Genomic DNA, 16,580 nt, shown 5'->3' with positions numbered 1-16,580 from the left:
TGTTTTCCTAAGCAATATACTTATTTGTCTTCACCTCAATTTCAGATCCTTCCGCCAGCATGACAGAGATAGGCTTCTGATGAGTAAGACAGTCAAAATCGTGACCGTATACGGTACGGAAATCAATATTCAGCCGGTGATCTTTTACCGGGTAGCAATCCCATTTCGGATGGCATACTTCGTATTCAGCAGTCATATTCTTCTTCCGGGTGAAGCCCCAATAATGTTCAGTGATAAATTCAAATTCCGAATCGGCTTCCATTTGTTGGGCGTTACAGTCGGCAATGATTCTGATCGAATGCCAGCTTTTGTCCTTCCAGGAATATTTAATGAGCAGTTCATCATCCTTCTCAGAGATCGTATTTTTCATCGGTAAGGTATGATAGTTTTCTTTATATACAGCATTAGCCACAAAACTTAAAGCCGGTTTGGGGACAATTTCTTTGATGAAAACCACGCCTCTTTTCCAGATGCCATTTTCTTTTTTCTTCACATAAAATCTAAGGTTTACTTCTTCGAAATTCCGATGAAATGGAATAGGCACGCCCATCAATTTTGTATTTAAAAACATAAAGCCAACTAAGCTGACATAGCATTTACCTTTATAAAAATCCAGCTCTGTCCCTACAGGCAGATATTTTAATAGTAGCTCAGGATTGATCTCGTAATTAATGATGGCTAATTTTCGCCATTCTGCTTTTAAAAAGTTCATACGATTGTATTTTTATAATGGGTTTCTGCGGTGGTTTTGATCAGTTCATTCCGTTCCAGCAGGAATTCTTTAAGGTACCGGGTGAGAAAAACCTTATTAAAAAGCTTCCCGATGATTCCCAATGGAGATTCGAATTCAAAGAGGTCAATCATCAGCGTTTTTCCTCCTATTTCTTTGAAAATATGTTGATGACGAAGCGATTTGAAGGCTCCTTTCTGCATTTCATCCGTAAACTGGTTGGGTTTGTCCATACTGATGATCTTTGTAGTGAGAGTTTGATACACTCCCAGATGTTTAGCTCTCCAGGTTACCGTTTCATGTTCTTCGATGAGGCCGGAGGTACGTCCTGCAATGGCTTTTTCGTGGGTTCGCGACGTGGAAGCCTGATGGAGATCAATATCTCTTGCTAAATCAAATACACAATGGATATCAGCATTGATCGCGGTTTCTACATAAATTACAGAACGATTCAAAAAGTTTGTTTTTTAGTCAATTCAGGTAATGTTTTGTCTATTCTATCAGCGAGTTCCGGAAGCTTAATCGTGGGAACGGCAGGAAAAAGATGATGCTCCATGTGATAAAACATACTGAACGTCAACTTGTTTTTCCAGAATCCTCTTTGTGTTCTTGCTATATTTGGATTTTCATGGGTATCGTGATGAACGGTCCAGACGGCAAAAAAGGCCATTAAAAATTCTCCGGCAATCATGACAAGCACATGATACATCAAAAAATTAATCTGGAAGTACCATACAATGGCCATCAAAAAAGCAATAGAAACAAGTTCCAGACCCATATTCTTCCTGTATTTCATATTTGCTTTTTTAAAGGTGATCCGATGAATCAGAAACATATGCACAGGACCATATAAGATGGCTTCGTACCATTTCATTGATGCTGATTTTCCTTCATAATCTTCTTCAGAAAGGCAAAACTTATGATGCCTGATATGGTTGAATTTTACAGCATGAATGGACGCCATCATCGTAATACTATTAAGGTACAGTGACAGCCACGTAAGGAATTTTCCTGTTCCCAGGGAATTGTGAAAGCCATTATGAACCTGCCTGAGTGCTGTAAGAAAATAAAAGCCTGAAAAAGGCAGTGCCATCCAGTAATATTCATTGTAAGCTAAGCATAAGGAAATAAAAAGCCACGGCAGGCTGATGTTATTTTCAATAAGCATTTCACTTACAGAAAGTTTTCTGAGGTCTTTCCACTCCACAATTTTGGTAAGTTCAAGATGGTTCATGATTCTAATTTTTAAATGGTTATCAAAATGATACAGGCCAAAGCTGTTAATCTGAACAGCATCCATGAAACCGTTGGTATCCAGTTCAGTTTTAATATTTTACATCTTCTTACATGTTCCAGAAACATAATGAATACTACTGCACCAAAGTACATCATATAAAAAGCAGAAGTAAAATCAGTCATCAGAGCAGGAAGTAAAAGCAGCGTTCCTATGAATGAAACTGTCATCATGTTGCCTATATAGTCCCAGATTTTATCTTTTAAATAAGCCTTTAAAAAGATGGTCTGCCAAAGAATCTGTCCTAAACAGACCGCTAACTCTCTAAAAAAGTTGGAAGACAGATTCGGGGCAAGTTTCGTAGAAAACAAACTTAAGATGTAGGCTGAAAAAAAGGCCACAAACGCGATATATCCAATTCTGTATTTCAGATTAAAATCGGGAACGCAGGATTGTTCCGTCTGATCTTTTTTTGATGGAATAATCTGTTTACGGTTGTAGGAAATAAAGGAATATAACTTTTTAAACAGCCAATACAAAGGAGGTATCCTCGCTATTTTTTCTGATAACGGAAATGAATTTCCAATAATCAACAACAAGCTGTCTAATCCGTATGCCACTTCATGGGTAGTATGATTGACTAAAGCGATCTCGTTTTTTGCGCGGTGGAAATCAACCAAGCTTTTATTTTTGATGGAGATTTCCGTAAAGGCTTCTCTTCCGTTCTCATCCAGCATTCCCCATTTTGTAAAACCTTTGGAATACATTGCACACATCGGACATTCGTTGTCGTAGAGCAGGGTGTGGTTTTTGAGCGTTTTCATTGGTTGTTATTTTAAATTTTTATACTGATGGTAAGTTTCATGAATATACAATATGGCCATGATTGGGCTATAAATAAGAGCACCAATTAAAATATATCCCAAGAAATTGGTAATGCCATTATTCTGTTTACAAAGAAAAATACATAAAATAGAACTCCAGACTGGTAATATTGTAATTCCATAAACAACATACATTACTGATTTTTTTGTCTTTATAAACAACCTTATGAGGAAACTTATCAATTGGAAAATCCCCACAATAACATAAAAAGCCATAAACCCCCAGGTTTGAAATCCGGCAACTGTAGTAATAACAGCTATTATGCTAACGAATAACTGAATGAAGTAGTCATATTTGGCAAATTCTTTCATGATGGCTATTATGAATGGGTTCCTCTCCTTCCGAAATAAATAATCAGGAATAAATGAATGATTAAATTTTTCATAATTATTATTAATTTAAAACTTTCAGAAATAATTGAAAATACATTTGAAATAAAAAAGGATTTTCATCCTTTTTCTATTTTAGCAGGTTGGTGATCTTTCCCACCAGCCAGTGATCGTCACTCTTTATGGCCAGGTCCATGATATTATTGATTTTTCCGGTTACGGAACTGAAATCATCCATCAGCTTAATAAATTCCTGGGCTTCCACAGAATCTTTATCTTCAATATTCTTGAGCTCTTCTAAAAAAGCAATCACAGGTTCTATTTCTCTTTTTCTGCGTTCTTTGGTAATCTGCTTAAAAAGGTACCAGACATCTTTCTCTGCGACAAAGTATTCTTTTCTGTCCCCTTTTACAAATTCTTTTTTCACAATTCCCCAATCGATCAAAGCCCGAAGATTCATATTGGCATTTCCTCTGGAAACTTCCAGTTGGTCCATCACCTCATCGGTAGAAAGCGGCTTATCACTGGCCAGAAGCAGAGCATGTACCTGTGCCATGGTCCGGTTGATTCCCCAATTGGTGGCAAACGTTCCCCAGGTTTGAATATATTTTTCTTTTGCTTCTGAAAGTTTCATGGATCTGATTTAAAATTCTATTACAAATATAATTATATTTTTTGAATTTTCAATAATTATTGAAAATTAATTTTAAAATAAACAGGCATATCCCAGGAATGCCTGTTTTTATGGCTATTTTGTGCCTTTATAGGCCTCCAACAGTATCATAAATTCTGCTCTGTATCCCTCTTCATCCTTGCCTTTTCCTTCTTTCGCTAAGAAATGCTTCAGAATTAAGAAAAAAGAAATTCCCAAAGAAACCTGTTTTTTGATTTTAATTTAGTTTCTGATGATCTTAAAGGTTTCCCAGGCTTCACCGGACCGGATCCGAAGCAGGTAAATGCCTTGTGGATACGGAGTCATATCAATTGTGTTTTTACCTTCGTTCAAATGTTCTTTTCTCATGATAATTTTCCCCGCTAAGTCATACACAAAAAGTTCATCAATGGTCTTTTTTGCTTTGATCTGAATAGGACCTTTTGTTGGATTCGGAAATACAATGGCCCTGTTATTCGTCTGGTTGTCTATTTCGGTTTCCATCTTTTTATTAAGATTTTCATTGGAAATTCCATTGCTGCATTCCGGCAGGGTAGCTCTTTGAAGAATCAGCCTTAACAAGAGGTCGTTAAGCTTCTCAACCTCGTAAGAAGATGCTGTAGGCTTCATATGATCATTCCCTATTCCACTGTCATTGGTCAGGAAAGTATACGTACCGTTGGTAAGCAACGCAAACGTTCTCATCAGATATTCTGTTTCTTTATCGGTGTCACTTGCTGCCAGTGGGATAATGGTAATGCCTTTTTTAGCGGCACTTTTTATTTTCTCATACAATTTTTTAGTGTTTTCTTCTGACTGGTGGGGTGGCGCATCCAAAATCAAAAACATAATTTTGGTTGAATTTTCACTGCTCCATTTGAGCTCATCAATAGAAACCTGCATGGCTTCCACAACAGCCTCCGGGGTATCTCCGCCACCACCGGCTTTCTGCTTTTTGATGAAGCCTATTAAATCTTCTGCTTTATGAGAAAAATCAAATTTCCGGGTCACATATTCATCTCCTTGATCCCTGTAAAATACCGACCCATATCTCACATCTGTATTTTTTAATTTTGTTTCCACTTTCTTCAGAACATCCAACAGCTCAGACTGCAGATAAGAAATCTCATCTCCCATAGAACCTGTCGCGTCCACCACAAAGGCCAAATCCAGTTTTCGTTTTTGCAGGCAGGATTTATTGAGAATAAGTACATTCTGACCGTTTTTAAATTCTCTGATATTCGAACTTATCATCTGTCCGGAGGCATCTGCCAGATAATAGTTACCGGAATCTGAGCTTTCATTGGTCATCGGGCTGATCCATAATTCAGCATTTCCTAAATTATCTGAAACAGCCTCCCAGATCACCTTTTTCTTATCATCCAGAAGCTTTACTGTTTCTCCTATTACCGGTTTTTTATCTTTATTCACCAACTGAACGGAAACCCTTCTCTCAGGAAAAAACTTCCAGGTCTTTTTGTAACGGTCCAGCTCAGGAACGGCAACATCTTTCCAGAAGTCCCATTTGGAAAAATCATTCACCTCTCCAGCTGTTAGTTGTCCTGCCTTAGGAAGTTCTATTTCAAGCTCTTCAACAGGTTCTTTCCCACGTTCCTCAACAACTTTTGACAATAATTCATTGAATTTCACCTTCTCAGCCCGGCGGAGCCGTTTTGTTTTTATAATCACTACACCATTGTTTGCTTTGCTGCCGAAAATTGCAGCGGCCTCAGCGCCTTTTAACACAGAAATTTCCTTAATACGTTCCTGGTCCAGAGCTTTCAGGATTTCCATATTGGCAAGTTTTCCGTTGATAATTACCAATGGTTTTGCTGAACTCCCTGCAACAGAACTCATCCCCCTGATCATTATTTTCATATCTTTACCCGGTTTGGACACTGATACTCCGGCAACACTTCCACTTAATTCTTTTGCTAAGGAAGCTTCACTCGAAGAAATCTTACTGGAGGCTGATATAACTTTTTCTCTTCTAACAGCCTTATACCCCACTACCACTACTTCCTCAATATTCTTAACCACTCCACTTGAAGTTTCCATATGTCGTTCAATTGACGAAGGCGTCAAATCTCCTCTAGATGAGGGAGCGGTGACAAGCGGTGGAACATCCGAAACCGGATTTGGAATAGGAACAGGAGTTGAATTTACGGCCAATTTTTCTATTGCAGGCTTGGCATTCTTTTTCTCTTTGTTAATATTCTCTTTCGTTATCCGGTCAATTGCTGCAATATCTGTTTTAGAAACCGCTTTTGGTGCTGTTTTACTTTCAGCGATTACTGTTGACGGATTCACAAGGTCAGCAGTCTCTTTTTTGTTCATAAAATAAAAGGCTCCACATCCAATAATAAGGCTTGCGGCTATCCCGTAAGGCAGCCACGGAGAAACTATTTTCTTTTTCTCTTTTTTCGTATCCAGCTTTTGTTCAACCTTTTCCCATACTTTTTCGAAACCAGGAAAAACTGTTGGCTCATCTGAAAGCTTAGAGGCTTCGTTGAATTGTTGATCTATATGATTATTTTCCATTGTTGTAAAAGTTTAAATGTTCTGATTCACCAAAAGTTCCTGTAGTTTTTTCCTTGCAAAATTGAGTTGAGATTTTGAAGTTCCTTCGCTTATGGAAAGCATTGCCGCGATTTCCTTATGAGGGTATCCTTCAATGGCAAAGAGATTAAAGATTGCTCTGCAGCCTTCAGGCAGAAAATTCAGCAGATCAAGAATATCTTTCTCAAAAGAAATACTTTCTGCCGTTCCTGCCGGAGCATCGGTATAGTTTTCTTCTAAAGAGATGAATAAAGCTTTGCTCGCCCTTAATTTCTGGAGGCATTCATTGACTGCAATTTTTCTTGCCCAGGCTTCAAAAGTATCTGGATTCTGAAGCATACTGATTTTCGTAAAAATTTTGTAGAAGGTATCGGCTAGTACTTCTTCGATATCTTCGTCATTTTTTAGATAACGTCTGCAGACAGCGTACAGCCTGCCTGCCATTTTTTCATACACCTTCCGCTGGGCATTGCGGTCATTACGCTGGCATTCTGATAATAATTGTCGTTCCATAGTCAGGCTTTATATCAATATAGATGCAGGAACTTTCCAGCAGGTTGGAATCATGGTTAAACTTTTTTCTAAAATAAAATAATTATATGGATAGACAAAGAAGCCATCTATCGAAAATTCTACCTTACCATGATAAAGAGCGCCAATCTATTTAAGAGTTTAATATTATAATAGTTACCCATGAACTGCGCTATGATCTTAGTCTTCGTCTTCGCCTTCCCCTTCTTTGCTATCAAAATGTATTACTTTATTATTTTAACTGTTTTATTCATTTAACAAAAAAACTTTCCTTTTAAATTTAACTTCTGCTTTTGTAACAAATCTCTATTATTAACGACTATTAATACAAATAATCTTTTTATAGTAATGAAAAATGCCAAAATTGCATCATTACTTTTTGTTTTGTCTGCAGGAAGTATGATGTTTGCCCAAGATGACTTAATCAACAAGTTAAAAAACAACCACTCACAAAATGCTAATTTCCAGTTCACCACGTTAAAGGACGTGGGCGCGACTTCTGTAAAGAACCAGGGTTCTTCAGGAACATGCTGGAGCTACTCCGGAAACTCTTTCCTTGAATCTGAAATGCAGAGAATGGGTAAAAAGCCCGTAGATCTTGCTGAAATTTTTACGGCAAGAAATTCTTACCATGATAAAGCAAAACTGTATGTTTTAAATGGTGGAGCTATCAGCTGGGGTGACGGTGGAGAGCTTCATGATGTGATCAACATGTATAAAAAATACGGTGCTGTTCCTCAGGATGTGTATACAGGACTGAAGTCCGGTCAGACACTGAACAACTTCAAAGAAATGCAGGGTAAATTAAAGCCAGTTCTTGACAGCCTTGTTCAGGCTTCTTCAAAAGGAAAGCTTTCTGACAACTGGATGGATTCTGTAGATGCAATCCTGGATGAATATTTAGGAAAAGTTCCGGCCAACTTTACGTATGAAGGTAAAAATTATACTCCGAAAACATTTGCCAAGGAAGTCGTAGGAATTAATCCTGAAGATTATGTAGAATTATCTTCTTATAAAGATTATGCGTACTATGAAAAATTTGTCGTTCCGATCCCTGATAACTGGAGCCACGATTCTGACTGGAATGTTCCTATGAAAGACCTTACAGCAATTGTTGACAATGCTGTAGCTAAAGGGTATTCTGTAGGTTGGGCAACCGACGTTTCTGAACCTTATTTCTCTTATAAAAATGGTGTTGCCTATGTTCCGGATATTGATCTGGACCAAATCAACGCTGACAATAAGCAAAGCCTTTTTTCAGAGCCTAAGAAAGATAAAACAATCACTGAAGACATGCGCCAGAAAGCCCTTAACAATCTTTCTACAACGGATGATCATGGGATGCATATCGTAGGACTGGCAAAAGATCAGACCGGGAAAGAATATTATATGGTGAAAAACTCATGGGGAGTAACGAATGACTTCGCAGGATATCTTTATGTAACAAGACCATATGTAGAATATAAATCAACCGCAATTCTTGTCCACAAAAATGCGATCCCGAAAAGTATTCTGAAGCAGCTGAAACCGACCAAGAATATTGGCTTATAAAAATAAATCACTTCTGCTATTCTTGATGGCAGTTTAGATATTTAAATCTGTTAAAAACCCGCTTCGGAGATTTCTGAGGCGGGTTTATTTTTACTCTGACCTGTTTGACCAGGCCGGAGGTTCTTTATACACGACTTTAAAATACTCACAGACCATTGGAATTTCAGGAGTGAATGTTCGTCCAATACGTGTACATTCCGACTGAATATATTCCAGATACATGTGACGCCAGCTCTCTAATGTTCGATCTCCTTCCCCGCAGTCAAAGGCAAACTGATCTTCCACTTCATCAAAAGGAATAACAGATAATGCTGTCGTTTGAATAATACAAACAGGACGGTCCTCGGAATCTGTAATGATATTATATTCTCCTATTAAGGGAATAGATCGGTTTTCTTCTTCATACACCCATAGCAGGGAACCGGTAGCTATTTTTATACCGGACACAACAAGTTTTGCAATAGATGTGGCCTCTTCCTGTCCTCCAAAATGAAAGGAACCTGCTAGTTCCGGTAATGTTATACGACCGTCATCCATCCGGCATATAAACTGTTCCCAGTACGCTGTTGCTAGAGACATATAGCTTATTATTTAAGGATATAAATATAGCAGTTTTGCAAGCAACCTTACAAAAGAATATAAAACAATTCACAATGAGGTGCAAAGTATTGCCCACCTCCTAAAAAACATTATATTTACATGAATAACAAACTAATAAAACATGAAAAATGTAAAGAAATTAGCAAAATCGGAATTAAAAAAAGTGAAAGGTAATGGCGCTCCAATCTGTCCTGAAGGAGAAATCCCATGTCGGCACGCTCCACAACCCGGCATTCCTGCCTACTGGTCCTGTGAACCTTTAGCTCTTGGATGCAGGATTCAATAAAATAATAAAACCGGCTTTCAGAAAATTCTGAAAGCCGGTTTCTTAATAAATAGGTGAAAAATTAAATATAAAATAAAGTGAATTATGTTGATTAACAGGAGCTGTGAATCATTAATTGGCCTGCATCAATAAAATATGCTGTAAAAAATTAACTGCGAGGTTCATTAAGTATTCACCACTCCTCTTAATACAATACGCTCATACTTTCTGCTGAAAAATCTAAAAGCGCTTCTGTATGTCCGTCTTTGATCTTCTGTACCCATTGGTAATCCTGCAAAATAGCTCTTCCCACAGCGACAAGATCAAATTCTTCGTTGTCAAGTCTTCTGACCAATTCTGTAAGATCTGCTTTCTCTGTTCCCTCACCTGCAAAAGCATTTAAGAAATCACCGTTCAATCCTACAGAACCCACCGTAATGGTTGGCTGGCCGGTAATTTTCTTTGCCCAGCCTGCAAAATTAAGATCCGAACCTTCAAATTCAGGCTCCCAGAAACGGCGTTGTGAGCAGTGGAAAATATCTACTCCCGCTTCTTTTAGTGGTAATAACCAGTCTTCCATTTCGTTTGGGGTAAGAGCAAGTTTGCTCTTATAATCCTGCTGCTTCCATTGTGAAAGACGGATAATAATGGTAAAATCCTCTCCTACTGCAGCCCTGATCGCTTTTACGACATCAACAGCAAACCGGCTTCTTTCTTTCAGGGTTTTCCCGCCATATTCATCCGTTCTCGTATTGGTTACCTCCCAGAAAAACTGATCGATAAGATAACCGTGGGCTCCATGAATTTCAAGACAATCAAATCCAAGGTCTTTGGCTGATTTTGCTGAAGCAGCAAACTGGGCAATCGTATCCTGAATATCTTCAATTGTCATTGTAGAGGCTTTCTCCATAGCAACCAACGGATAGTCTTCAGACATTCTTGTATCGCCAACATGCCAGATCTGAGGCCCCATTTTACCGCCATTCTGATGTACGGTATCGATTACATTCTTCCAGCCATCCAGGGCTTCCTGGCCATAAAAATCAGGAATATTCTGTACGTTCTTTGACCCAGGTCTGTTGATAACAGTTCCCTCAGAAAGAATAAGTCCGACCTCAGAGGCAGCTCGTCGCCCATAATAATCTGCTATGCTTTGTGTGGGAACTCCGTTGTCCGACTGTGCTCTGGTCATCGGAGCCATTACGATTCTATTTTTAAGCTGTAAATTCTTGTATTGAAACGGTTTAAATAATGCTGATGTGCTCATATTTAAATTGGTATTTTATAATTGTTACACAAAGTAACTAATAATAGTTCGTTTTTGTATCTTTTATTAAAAAAATAGTGGTAACTTCGCAGTAACTTACATTAGTAACATCAAAGTAACGTATGAAAAAGAATGAATTGATGCAATACAGCTGTCCTTTAGGGAAAGCCATGGCTGCCCTCGGAAGCAAATGGAAACCGATTATCGTATTGGTGATTAAGGATCGAAAACTTCGTTTCGGAGAGCTCGCTGTGCGCATTAATGTCATCTCCAGAAAGGTACTCACCGATCAGCTGCGGGAAATGGAAAGTGACGGTCTGGTCATTCGTGAGGAATTTAAAGAACTTCCACCCAGGGTTGAATACTCACTGACAGAGAAGGGACTGGCATTATTGCCTATTCTCTATCTGCTGGAAGAATGGGAGGCTAAATATCAGGTGAGTGGAATACCTTATAAGGATTGTAGTGCTCAGAAAAAAGAACCTAAAAAGGCGGTCAATGTTTGATCGCTTTTTTCCATTTGTATTTTTCTTTTGTCTTGAAACAAAAGAAACAAAAATTCAAGACCTGGATCTCTTCACTAAAAATTAATTCTGTTCTCTAAAAATTCTAAACTCGTGCGGTAGCAATGTATATTTATTTTCCAATTTCTATCCGCACTTCAAACAGTAGAATTTTCTTGACGTTCACAGAATTTATTTTCTTAACGCTCCGATCTCCTATGTCATAGAAAAGTAGTAAGTAGCGGCATGTCAAAAATTCAAATAATCTTACTTTTCTATTCTAATGGATCGCTGCCATCAAATGAGCATATTGCCAAATTTCCACATGTATGATTTTGAATTAATGGAAGACTATCAATTTGCCTTTTCGTTATGTGCTCTGGAATATTTTTCATGAAGAACTATTATTCCTAAAAATACTAATTTTAAACAAAAAAACCGCTCCCAAAAGGAAGCGGTTTTTAATCTATCTAAAATCCCAATTAGAATATCGCAGGATATTTCTGAGGATTGGTTTCATTAAACATTGCATAGATCTTTTCTACCATGTCATCTGTGGACGGCTTACTGAAATAGTCACCATCACTGGCATAGGCAGGTCTGTGATCGTTGGCAGAGATCGTTACCGGATCAGAATCCAGGTATCTGAATGCTTTCTGCTTCTCAAGGATTTGCTGTAAAATAAACCCTGTAGTTCCGCCTTCCACATCCTCGTCTATCACCACCAGTCTGTTCGTTTTTTTAACGCTTTCAGCAATTTCATGAGATAAGTCGAAAGGAATCAGCGACTGAATATCGATCACTTCTGCAGAAATTCCTAACTTTTCCAATTCGTTAGCCGCTTCCGTTACGATTCTCCATGTAGAACCATAAGTCACCAAAGTAACATCTTTACCTTCTTTGGTTACTTCAATTTTACCTACAGGAACGGTGAATTCTCCTAAATTATCAGGCTGCTTTTCTTTCAGTCTGTATCCGTTCAGACATTCTACAATGATCGCCGGCTCATCAGCCTGAAGCATTGTATTATAGAATCCTGCAGCTTTGGTCAGGTTTCTTGGTACCAACACTAAAATACCTTTTGAAAGATTCAGAATTCCTGCCATAGGAGAACCTGAATGCCAGATCCCTTCGAGCCTGTGACCTCTTGTTCTTATGATTAAAGGGGCTTTCTGGCCTCCTTTTGTTCTGTATTGTACAGTCGCCAGGTCATCACTCATTCCTTGTAAACAGTAAAGAATATAATCTAAGTACTGAATTTCAGCGATCGGTCTTAATCCTCTCATCGCCATCCCGATACCCTGTCCAAGAATGGTCGCTTCACGGATTCCTGTATCGGCGATACGCAATGCGCCGTATTTTTCCTGCATTCCCTCCAATCCCTGGTTAACGTCACCGATATTTCCGGTATCTTCACCAAAGATCAGCGTTTCAGGATATTTTGAGAAGATCTTATCAAAGTTGTTTCTGATCACCACTCTTCCGTCCACATCTTCAGAACTGTCGGAATAAACCGGTTTGATTTCTTTGACGTTTTCAGCTTTCCACTGAGACTGGGAATATAGGTGTGATGAATAGTTGTCTTTTTCTACAGCAGCTACTTCATTGTATTTCTGCATCAGCTGGTTTCTTTCCGGAGAATCTGTACCTCTGGTCGCTAGTAAAGCTTTTCTGACCAATTGGAATATATCCTTCTTGGCCTTTGAAACCAACTTATTAAACTGAGTGATGTACGTTTCAATCTCTGTATTCTGCCCTTTAAGGTTTTCCACTAAAGGTAAGATCGACTGAATGAGTTCTGTAATGGCATTCTGATAGTTATCCCATGCTTTTTTCTGACCTGCTTTTGCTATTTTTTTAGCTTCATCATCAATGGCATCCAGTTCTTCAGCAGTAGCGATCACCTCTTCTTTTCCTTCAATTTCGATGGAGTAATTCAAGATCCACTCTTTGAACTTCGCCAGGCCGTCGTATTCAGCTTCCCATGCCAGACGCTCTTCATTCTTATATCTTTCGTGAGATCCTGAGGTAGAGTGTCCCTGAGGCTGGGTAACATCTACTACATGCACTACCACCGGAATGCTTTCCATTCTTGCAAATTGCTCCGCTTTGGCATAGGCATCCAATAATGCAGGATAATCCCATGCTTTTACCTGAATAATCTCACATCCCTGTTTTTCGTCTTCTTTTCTCTGAAAACCACTCAGCATTTCGCTGATATCTGCTTTTGCTCTCTGATTTTTTGTAGGTACTGAAATTCCGTACCCGTCATCCCAGATCGAAACGATCATAGGTACCTGAAGCGCACAAGCTGCATTTAAAGTTTCCCAGAAGTGGCCTTCCGCTGTAGAGGCATCACCAATGGTTCCGAAAGCAATCTCATTCCCTTCTTTCGAGAATTTTTCTGATCCTTCAAACTGTACACTTTTATAAATAGTGGATGCCTGTGCCAATCCCAACAGTCTTGGCATCTGACCTGCAGTAGGAGAAATATCCGAAGAGATATTTTTCTGTGCGGTAAGATCTTTCCAGCTTCCGTCCTCATTTAAACTTCTTGTTGCAAAATGCCCGTTCATTTGTCTTCCGGCAGAAGCAGGCTCTCTTTCTACATTGGTATCTGCATACATCTGTGCAAAAAAGCTTTCCACAGTCAATGCATTTACGGCTAATGCAAAAGTCTGATCCCTGTAATATCCTGAACGGAAGTCTCCATTTCTGAAAACTTTCGCCATTGCCAACTGAGGAAGTTCTTTACCATCCCCAAAAATTCCGAATTTAGCTTTTCCTGTGAGTACTTCTCTCCTTCCGAGATAAGACATTTCACGAGAGATCCTTCCTAACCTGTAATCTTCAAGCATTTGATTTTTAAAATCTTGAAAGGATATTTGCTGTGTTTCAATATAGGTTGTTTGCATAGCTAAGTAAAAAAGTTTTTAATCTTCAAGTATTTTGCTAATATACACTTTTTAAATTAATTTTAATTTTTAATAATCTTTTTTAAAAATTTGATAATAAAAAAAATTGTGTTTTATTTTGAAAAAAATTGTAAATATGGAAAAAAAGTCCCCACATATCCTGAATGCTTCGAGCAACCTTCTTGGGTTTTCACTGGTTATCATCACCTCGCTGAAAATCACCAAAATGAGCCACCATACCTATTTAGATGAATTTGCAGGTGTCGCTTGCCTGTTATTTGCATGCAGCTGCTTCTTTTCTTTCCTGGCTATCAGAACGAAGAAAGAAAAGCGCGAATATACGTTTGAGGGTATTGCGGATTATTTATTTTTAATCGCTTTATTTTGTATAGTTCTGGCTGTTGTCATTGTGACCCTGAAAATAATTTAATTAAAATTTTCGCTCAATAACGTAATCCAGCATGCTATGCAGTGAGGCTTTAGCTTCAGAATCAGGAAATTCATTAAGGATATCCTTTGCTTTCTGCTGGAAATCTTTCATCACGGTAATCGCATACTCTAACCCGCCGGAACTTTTCACAAACTCGATAAGCTCTTTTACCTTTTTCGGATTGTTATTATAACGTTTGATCGTGGTAAAATAGTATTTCCGGTCTTTTTCGTCAGCCATTGTAAGGGTATGGATCAGAGGAAGCGTCATTTTCTGCTCCTTGATATCAATACCTACCGGTTTGCCGATGACATTGGAGCTCAAATAATCGAAAAGGTCATCTTTAATCTGAAATGCCATTCCCGTGTAGGTTCCAAAGTCCATCATTTTTTTAGCAAGCACCTCATCTGTACTGTTGGAAAGCACTCCTATTTCGCAGCAGGCAGCAATCAGGGTAGCGGTCTTCTGGCGAATGATCTCATAATAGACCTCTTCGGTAATATCGAGTTTTCTTGCTTTCTCAAGCTGAAGAAGTTCTCCTTCAGACATTTCCCGGATCGTCCTTGAAATTACGCCCAGCAGATCGTAATCTTTATGGTCTGTAGAAAGCAGTACTGATTTTGACAGAAGATAATCTCCTACCAGAACAGCAATTTTATTCTTCCACAGCGCATTGATCGAGAAAAAATTACGGCGTTTGAAACTTTCATCCACCACATCATCGTGTACCAGAGTAGCGGTATGGATCAGCTCGATCATGGAAGCTCCACGATAGGTTTTTTCAGTAACATCCCCTACCAGTTTGGCACAAAGAAACACAAACATCGGACGCATCTGCTTCCCTTTGGTTGTTACGATAAAACGGGTTACTTTATCTAACAAAGGGACTTTACTCTGCATGGATTCATAAAACTTCTGCTCGAAAAGTTTCATTTCCTCGTTGATCGGTTGTTTGATTTCTTCTACAATGTTTGCCACAATCTGCGAATGCTGGGTGAATAAATATTAATTCTCACAAAGATAATTTTTTTCGGTCAATTTCAGGAGAAAATTAATCCCTGAGTTGCTTTTTCGGAACAAAATAAAGCGCCGGCTTGGTACTTCCTAATGGATATTTGAACTTTTCCCCAGAGATATAAATTCCTGTCTCGTCTACGGCAACTCCTTCAATCTGCCCTATTGACAGGGAACTTCCAAGATAATAATGTTTGGGCGCTTCATTGAAAAACCGGCCGGGCTCAGTTTCAGTAAAGACATCCAAAAAGACTTCTGTCTTCTTGGTATACCCCACCAAATAAAGTTTTTTCTCAAAATAAGCAGCGTCAGTTACCATAAAATTAGTTTGATACGTTTCCGTTTTTACAGCGTCCTGTTTTTCACTTAAATCAGGATCAATCACATAATGTACGGTAGCCTTTGAAGCCCATTCTTTAGTGAAAAGATGAAGTTTTCCATTGGTATATACCATGGCTTCTGCGTCATAATCTGTATTAAAATAAGTGGATTTGTACTCGGTCTGCTCAGGATAATGAAATTTTATTTCTCTAACCATACTGTTTTGCAGGCTGTCTGCCTGAAAAGGAACCTTATAGATAGTCAGATGCCTTCTGCTTCCGTCATTATTTCCGAAGTCACCGATGTAAAAATGAGTTCCATCATTCGTTAAAGCTTCCCAGTCGGTATTTTTTGCATTTACCGTTAAAGTCCTTATTATTTCTCCTGATGTTTTATTGATTTCAAACAGCTCCGGAGCATTGCCACTGTCATTAAATGTATATAATTTGCCATCGAACAAATTCAATCCGGATGTCTCCTGGATCTTGGGATCTAAATGGCTGATTTTATATTTCTTTATTTTCAGGAAATCTGCCTGTTGAGAAAATAGGATTTGAAAGGCCAGAAAAGCCAGTAGCAGAAGTGTTCTTTTCATAAAGCAAAAATAAGGTTTTAAGATGTAATAACAAGGTGATGTGTATTTCTATATAGATAGTCTGAAGTTTTGGAGATGGGTTGTGTTGATCGAATGCGTAAACTGTGCGTTGAATGGCTATTAACGGGCTTTACAATCCGGCCTGTCCGAAACAAAAAAACGGGCAAAGGCCCGTTCGAATTGATTTTTATTAAAATAA

General features: G+C 38.5%; 16 protein-coding genes. 3 read left to right on the top strand and 13 right to left on the bottom strand.

All coding sequences use genetic code 11. The annotated features are described in order from the left end of the window. Positions 1-7: 7 nt before the first annotated feature. The 8 genes from DRF67_RS13785 to DRF67_RS13750 form a co-directional block, all read right to left on the bottom strand. Positions 8-712 carry a YqjF family protein gene (locus tag DRF67_RS13785; RefSeq protein ID WP_115928875.1) on the bottom strand — a complete coding sequence of 235 codons (705 nt, stop codon included), beginning with the start codon at positions 710-712 and terminating at the stop codon, positions 8-10. Continuing rightward, positions 709-1,185 (bottom strand): SRPBCC family protein, encoded by a 477-nt coding sequence (locus tag DRF67_RS13780; protein WP_115928874.1) that lies wholly within the window; start codon positions 1,183-1,185, stop codon positions 709-711. The genes DRF67_RS13785 and DRF67_RS13780 overlap by 4 nt, the downstream gene beginning before the upstream one ends. Beyond that, positions 1,182-1,964, bottom strand: a complete 783-nt coding sequence (locus DRF67_RS13775) for a fatty acid desaturase (RefSeq protein WP_115928873.1) — start codon at positions 1,962-1,964, stop codon at positions 1,182-1,184. The genes DRF67_RS13780 and DRF67_RS13775 overlap by 4 nt, the downstream gene beginning before the upstream one ends. Positions 1,965-1,975: 11 nt before the next feature. Further along, positions 1,976-2,788: a DCC1-like thiol-disulfide oxidoreductase family protein gene (locus DRF67_RS13770; protein WP_115928872.1), complete on the bottom strand. Its 813-nt coding sequence runs from the start codon at positions 2,786-2,788 to the stop codon at positions 1,976-1,978. Positions 2,789-2,794: 6 nt separating this feature from the next. Continuing rightward, entirely contained in the window at positions 2,795-3,160 is a 366-nt protein-coding gene (locus DRF67_RS13765) for a hypothetical protein (RefSeq protein WP_115928871.1), read from the bottom strand. Positions 3,161-3,308: 148 nt separating this feature from the next. Then, positions 3,309-3,812 carry a GbsR/MarR family transcriptional regulator gene (locus DRF67_RS13760; protein ID WP_115928870.1) on the bottom strand — a complete coding sequence of 168 codons (504 nt, stop codon included), beginning with the start codon at positions 3,810-3,812 and terminating at the stop codon, positions 3,309-3,311. Positions 3,813-4,073: 261 nt separating this feature from the next. Further along, positions 4,074-6,371, bottom strand: a complete 2,298-nt coding sequence (locus DRF67_RS13755) for a T9SS type A sorting domain-containing protein (RefSeq protein ID WP_115928869.1) — start codon at positions 6,369-6,371, stop codon at positions 4,074-4,076. A 12-nt stretch (positions 6,372-6,383) separates the two neighbouring features. Then, positions 6,384-6,902 carry an RNA polymerase sigma factor gene (locus tag DRF67_RS13750; RefSeq protein WP_115928868.1) on the bottom strand — a complete coding sequence of 173 codons (519 nt, stop codon included), beginning with the start codon at positions 6,900-6,902 and terminating at the stop codon, positions 6,384-6,386. Between the two features lie 366 nt (positions 6,903-7,268). Between DRF67_RS13750 and DRF67_RS13745 the strand changes: the two genes are divergently transcribed. After that, the gene (locus DRF67_RS13745; protein ID WP_115928867.1) at positions 7,269-8,471 is read left to right on the top strand and encodes a C1 family peptidase; all 1,203 of its coding nucleotides are present in this window, start codon (positions 7,269-7,271) and stop codon (positions 8,469-8,471) included. A gap of 90 nt (positions 8,472-8,561) precedes the next feature. Here DRF67_RS13745 and DRF67_RS13740 read toward each other — a convergent pair whose 3' ends face one another. Both DRF67_RS13740 and DRF67_RS13735 read right to left on the bottom strand, forming a co-directional pair. Beyond that, positions 8,562-9,050, bottom strand: coding sequence for an ASCH domain-containing protein (locus tag DRF67_RS13740; RefSeq protein ID WP_115928866.1), 489 nt, complete (start codon positions 9,048-9,050; stop codon positions 8,562-8,564). Between the two features lie 491 nt (positions 9,051-9,541). Next, on the bottom strand, positions 9,542-10,603 hold the full coding sequence (locus DRF67_RS13735; RefSeq protein WP_115928865.1) for an NADH:flavin oxidoreductase: 1,062 nt from the start codon (positions 10,601-10,603) through the stop codon (positions 9,542-9,544). Positions 10,604-10,725: 122 nt separating this feature from the next. Here DRF67_RS13735 and DRF67_RS13730 point away from each other — a divergent pair, with 122 nt between their 5' ends. Beyond that, positions 10,726-11,109 (top strand): winged helix-turn-helix transcriptional regulator, encoded by a 384-nt coding sequence (locus tag DRF67_RS13730; protein WP_115928864.1) that lies wholly within the window; start codon positions 10,726-10,728, stop codon positions 11,107-11,109. A gap of 479 nt (positions 11,110-11,588) precedes the next feature. Here the strand turns inward: DRF67_RS13730 and DRF67_RS13725 are convergent, their stop codons facing one another. After that, positions 11,589-14,021, bottom strand: a complete 2,433-nt coding sequence (locus DRF67_RS13725) for an alpha-ketoacid dehydrogenase subunit alpha/beta (RefSeq protein ID WP_115928863.1) — start codon at positions 14,019-14,021, stop codon at positions 11,589-11,591. Between the two features lie 136 nt (positions 14,022-14,157). Here DRF67_RS13725 and DRF67_RS13720 point away from each other — a divergent pair, with 136 nt between their 5' ends. Continuing rightward, positions 14,158-14,451 carry a hypothetical protein gene (locus DRF67_RS13720; protein ID WP_115928927.1) on the top strand — a complete coding sequence of 98 codons (294 nt, stop codon included), beginning with the start codon at positions 14,158-14,160 and terminating at the stop codon, positions 14,449-14,451. On the opposite strand, the gene DRF67_RS13715 is transcribed toward DRF67_RS13720, so the two are convergent. Both DRF67_RS13715 and DRF67_RS13710 read right to left on the bottom strand, forming a co-directional pair. Further along, on the bottom strand, positions 14,452-15,429 hold the full coding sequence (locus tag DRF67_RS13715; RefSeq protein WP_115928862.1) for a polyprenyl synthetase family protein: 978 nt from the start codon (positions 15,427-15,429) through the stop codon (positions 14,452-14,454). Positions 15,430-15,502: 73 nt separating this feature from the next. After that, positions 15,503-16,381, bottom strand: coding sequence for a hypothetical protein (locus tag DRF67_RS13710; RefSeq protein ID WP_115928861.1), 879 nt, complete (start codon positions 16,379-16,381; stop codon positions 15,503-15,505). Between the last annotated feature and the right edge of the window lie 199 nt (positions 16,382-16,580).

Source organism: Chryseobacterium pennipullorum (assembly GCF_003384725.1).
GTDB lineage: Bacteria > Bacteroidota > Bacteroidia > Flavobacteriales > Weeksellaceae > Chryseobacterium > Chryseobacterium pennipullorum.
This window is presented reverse-complemented; position numbering and strand designations above follow the sequence as displayed.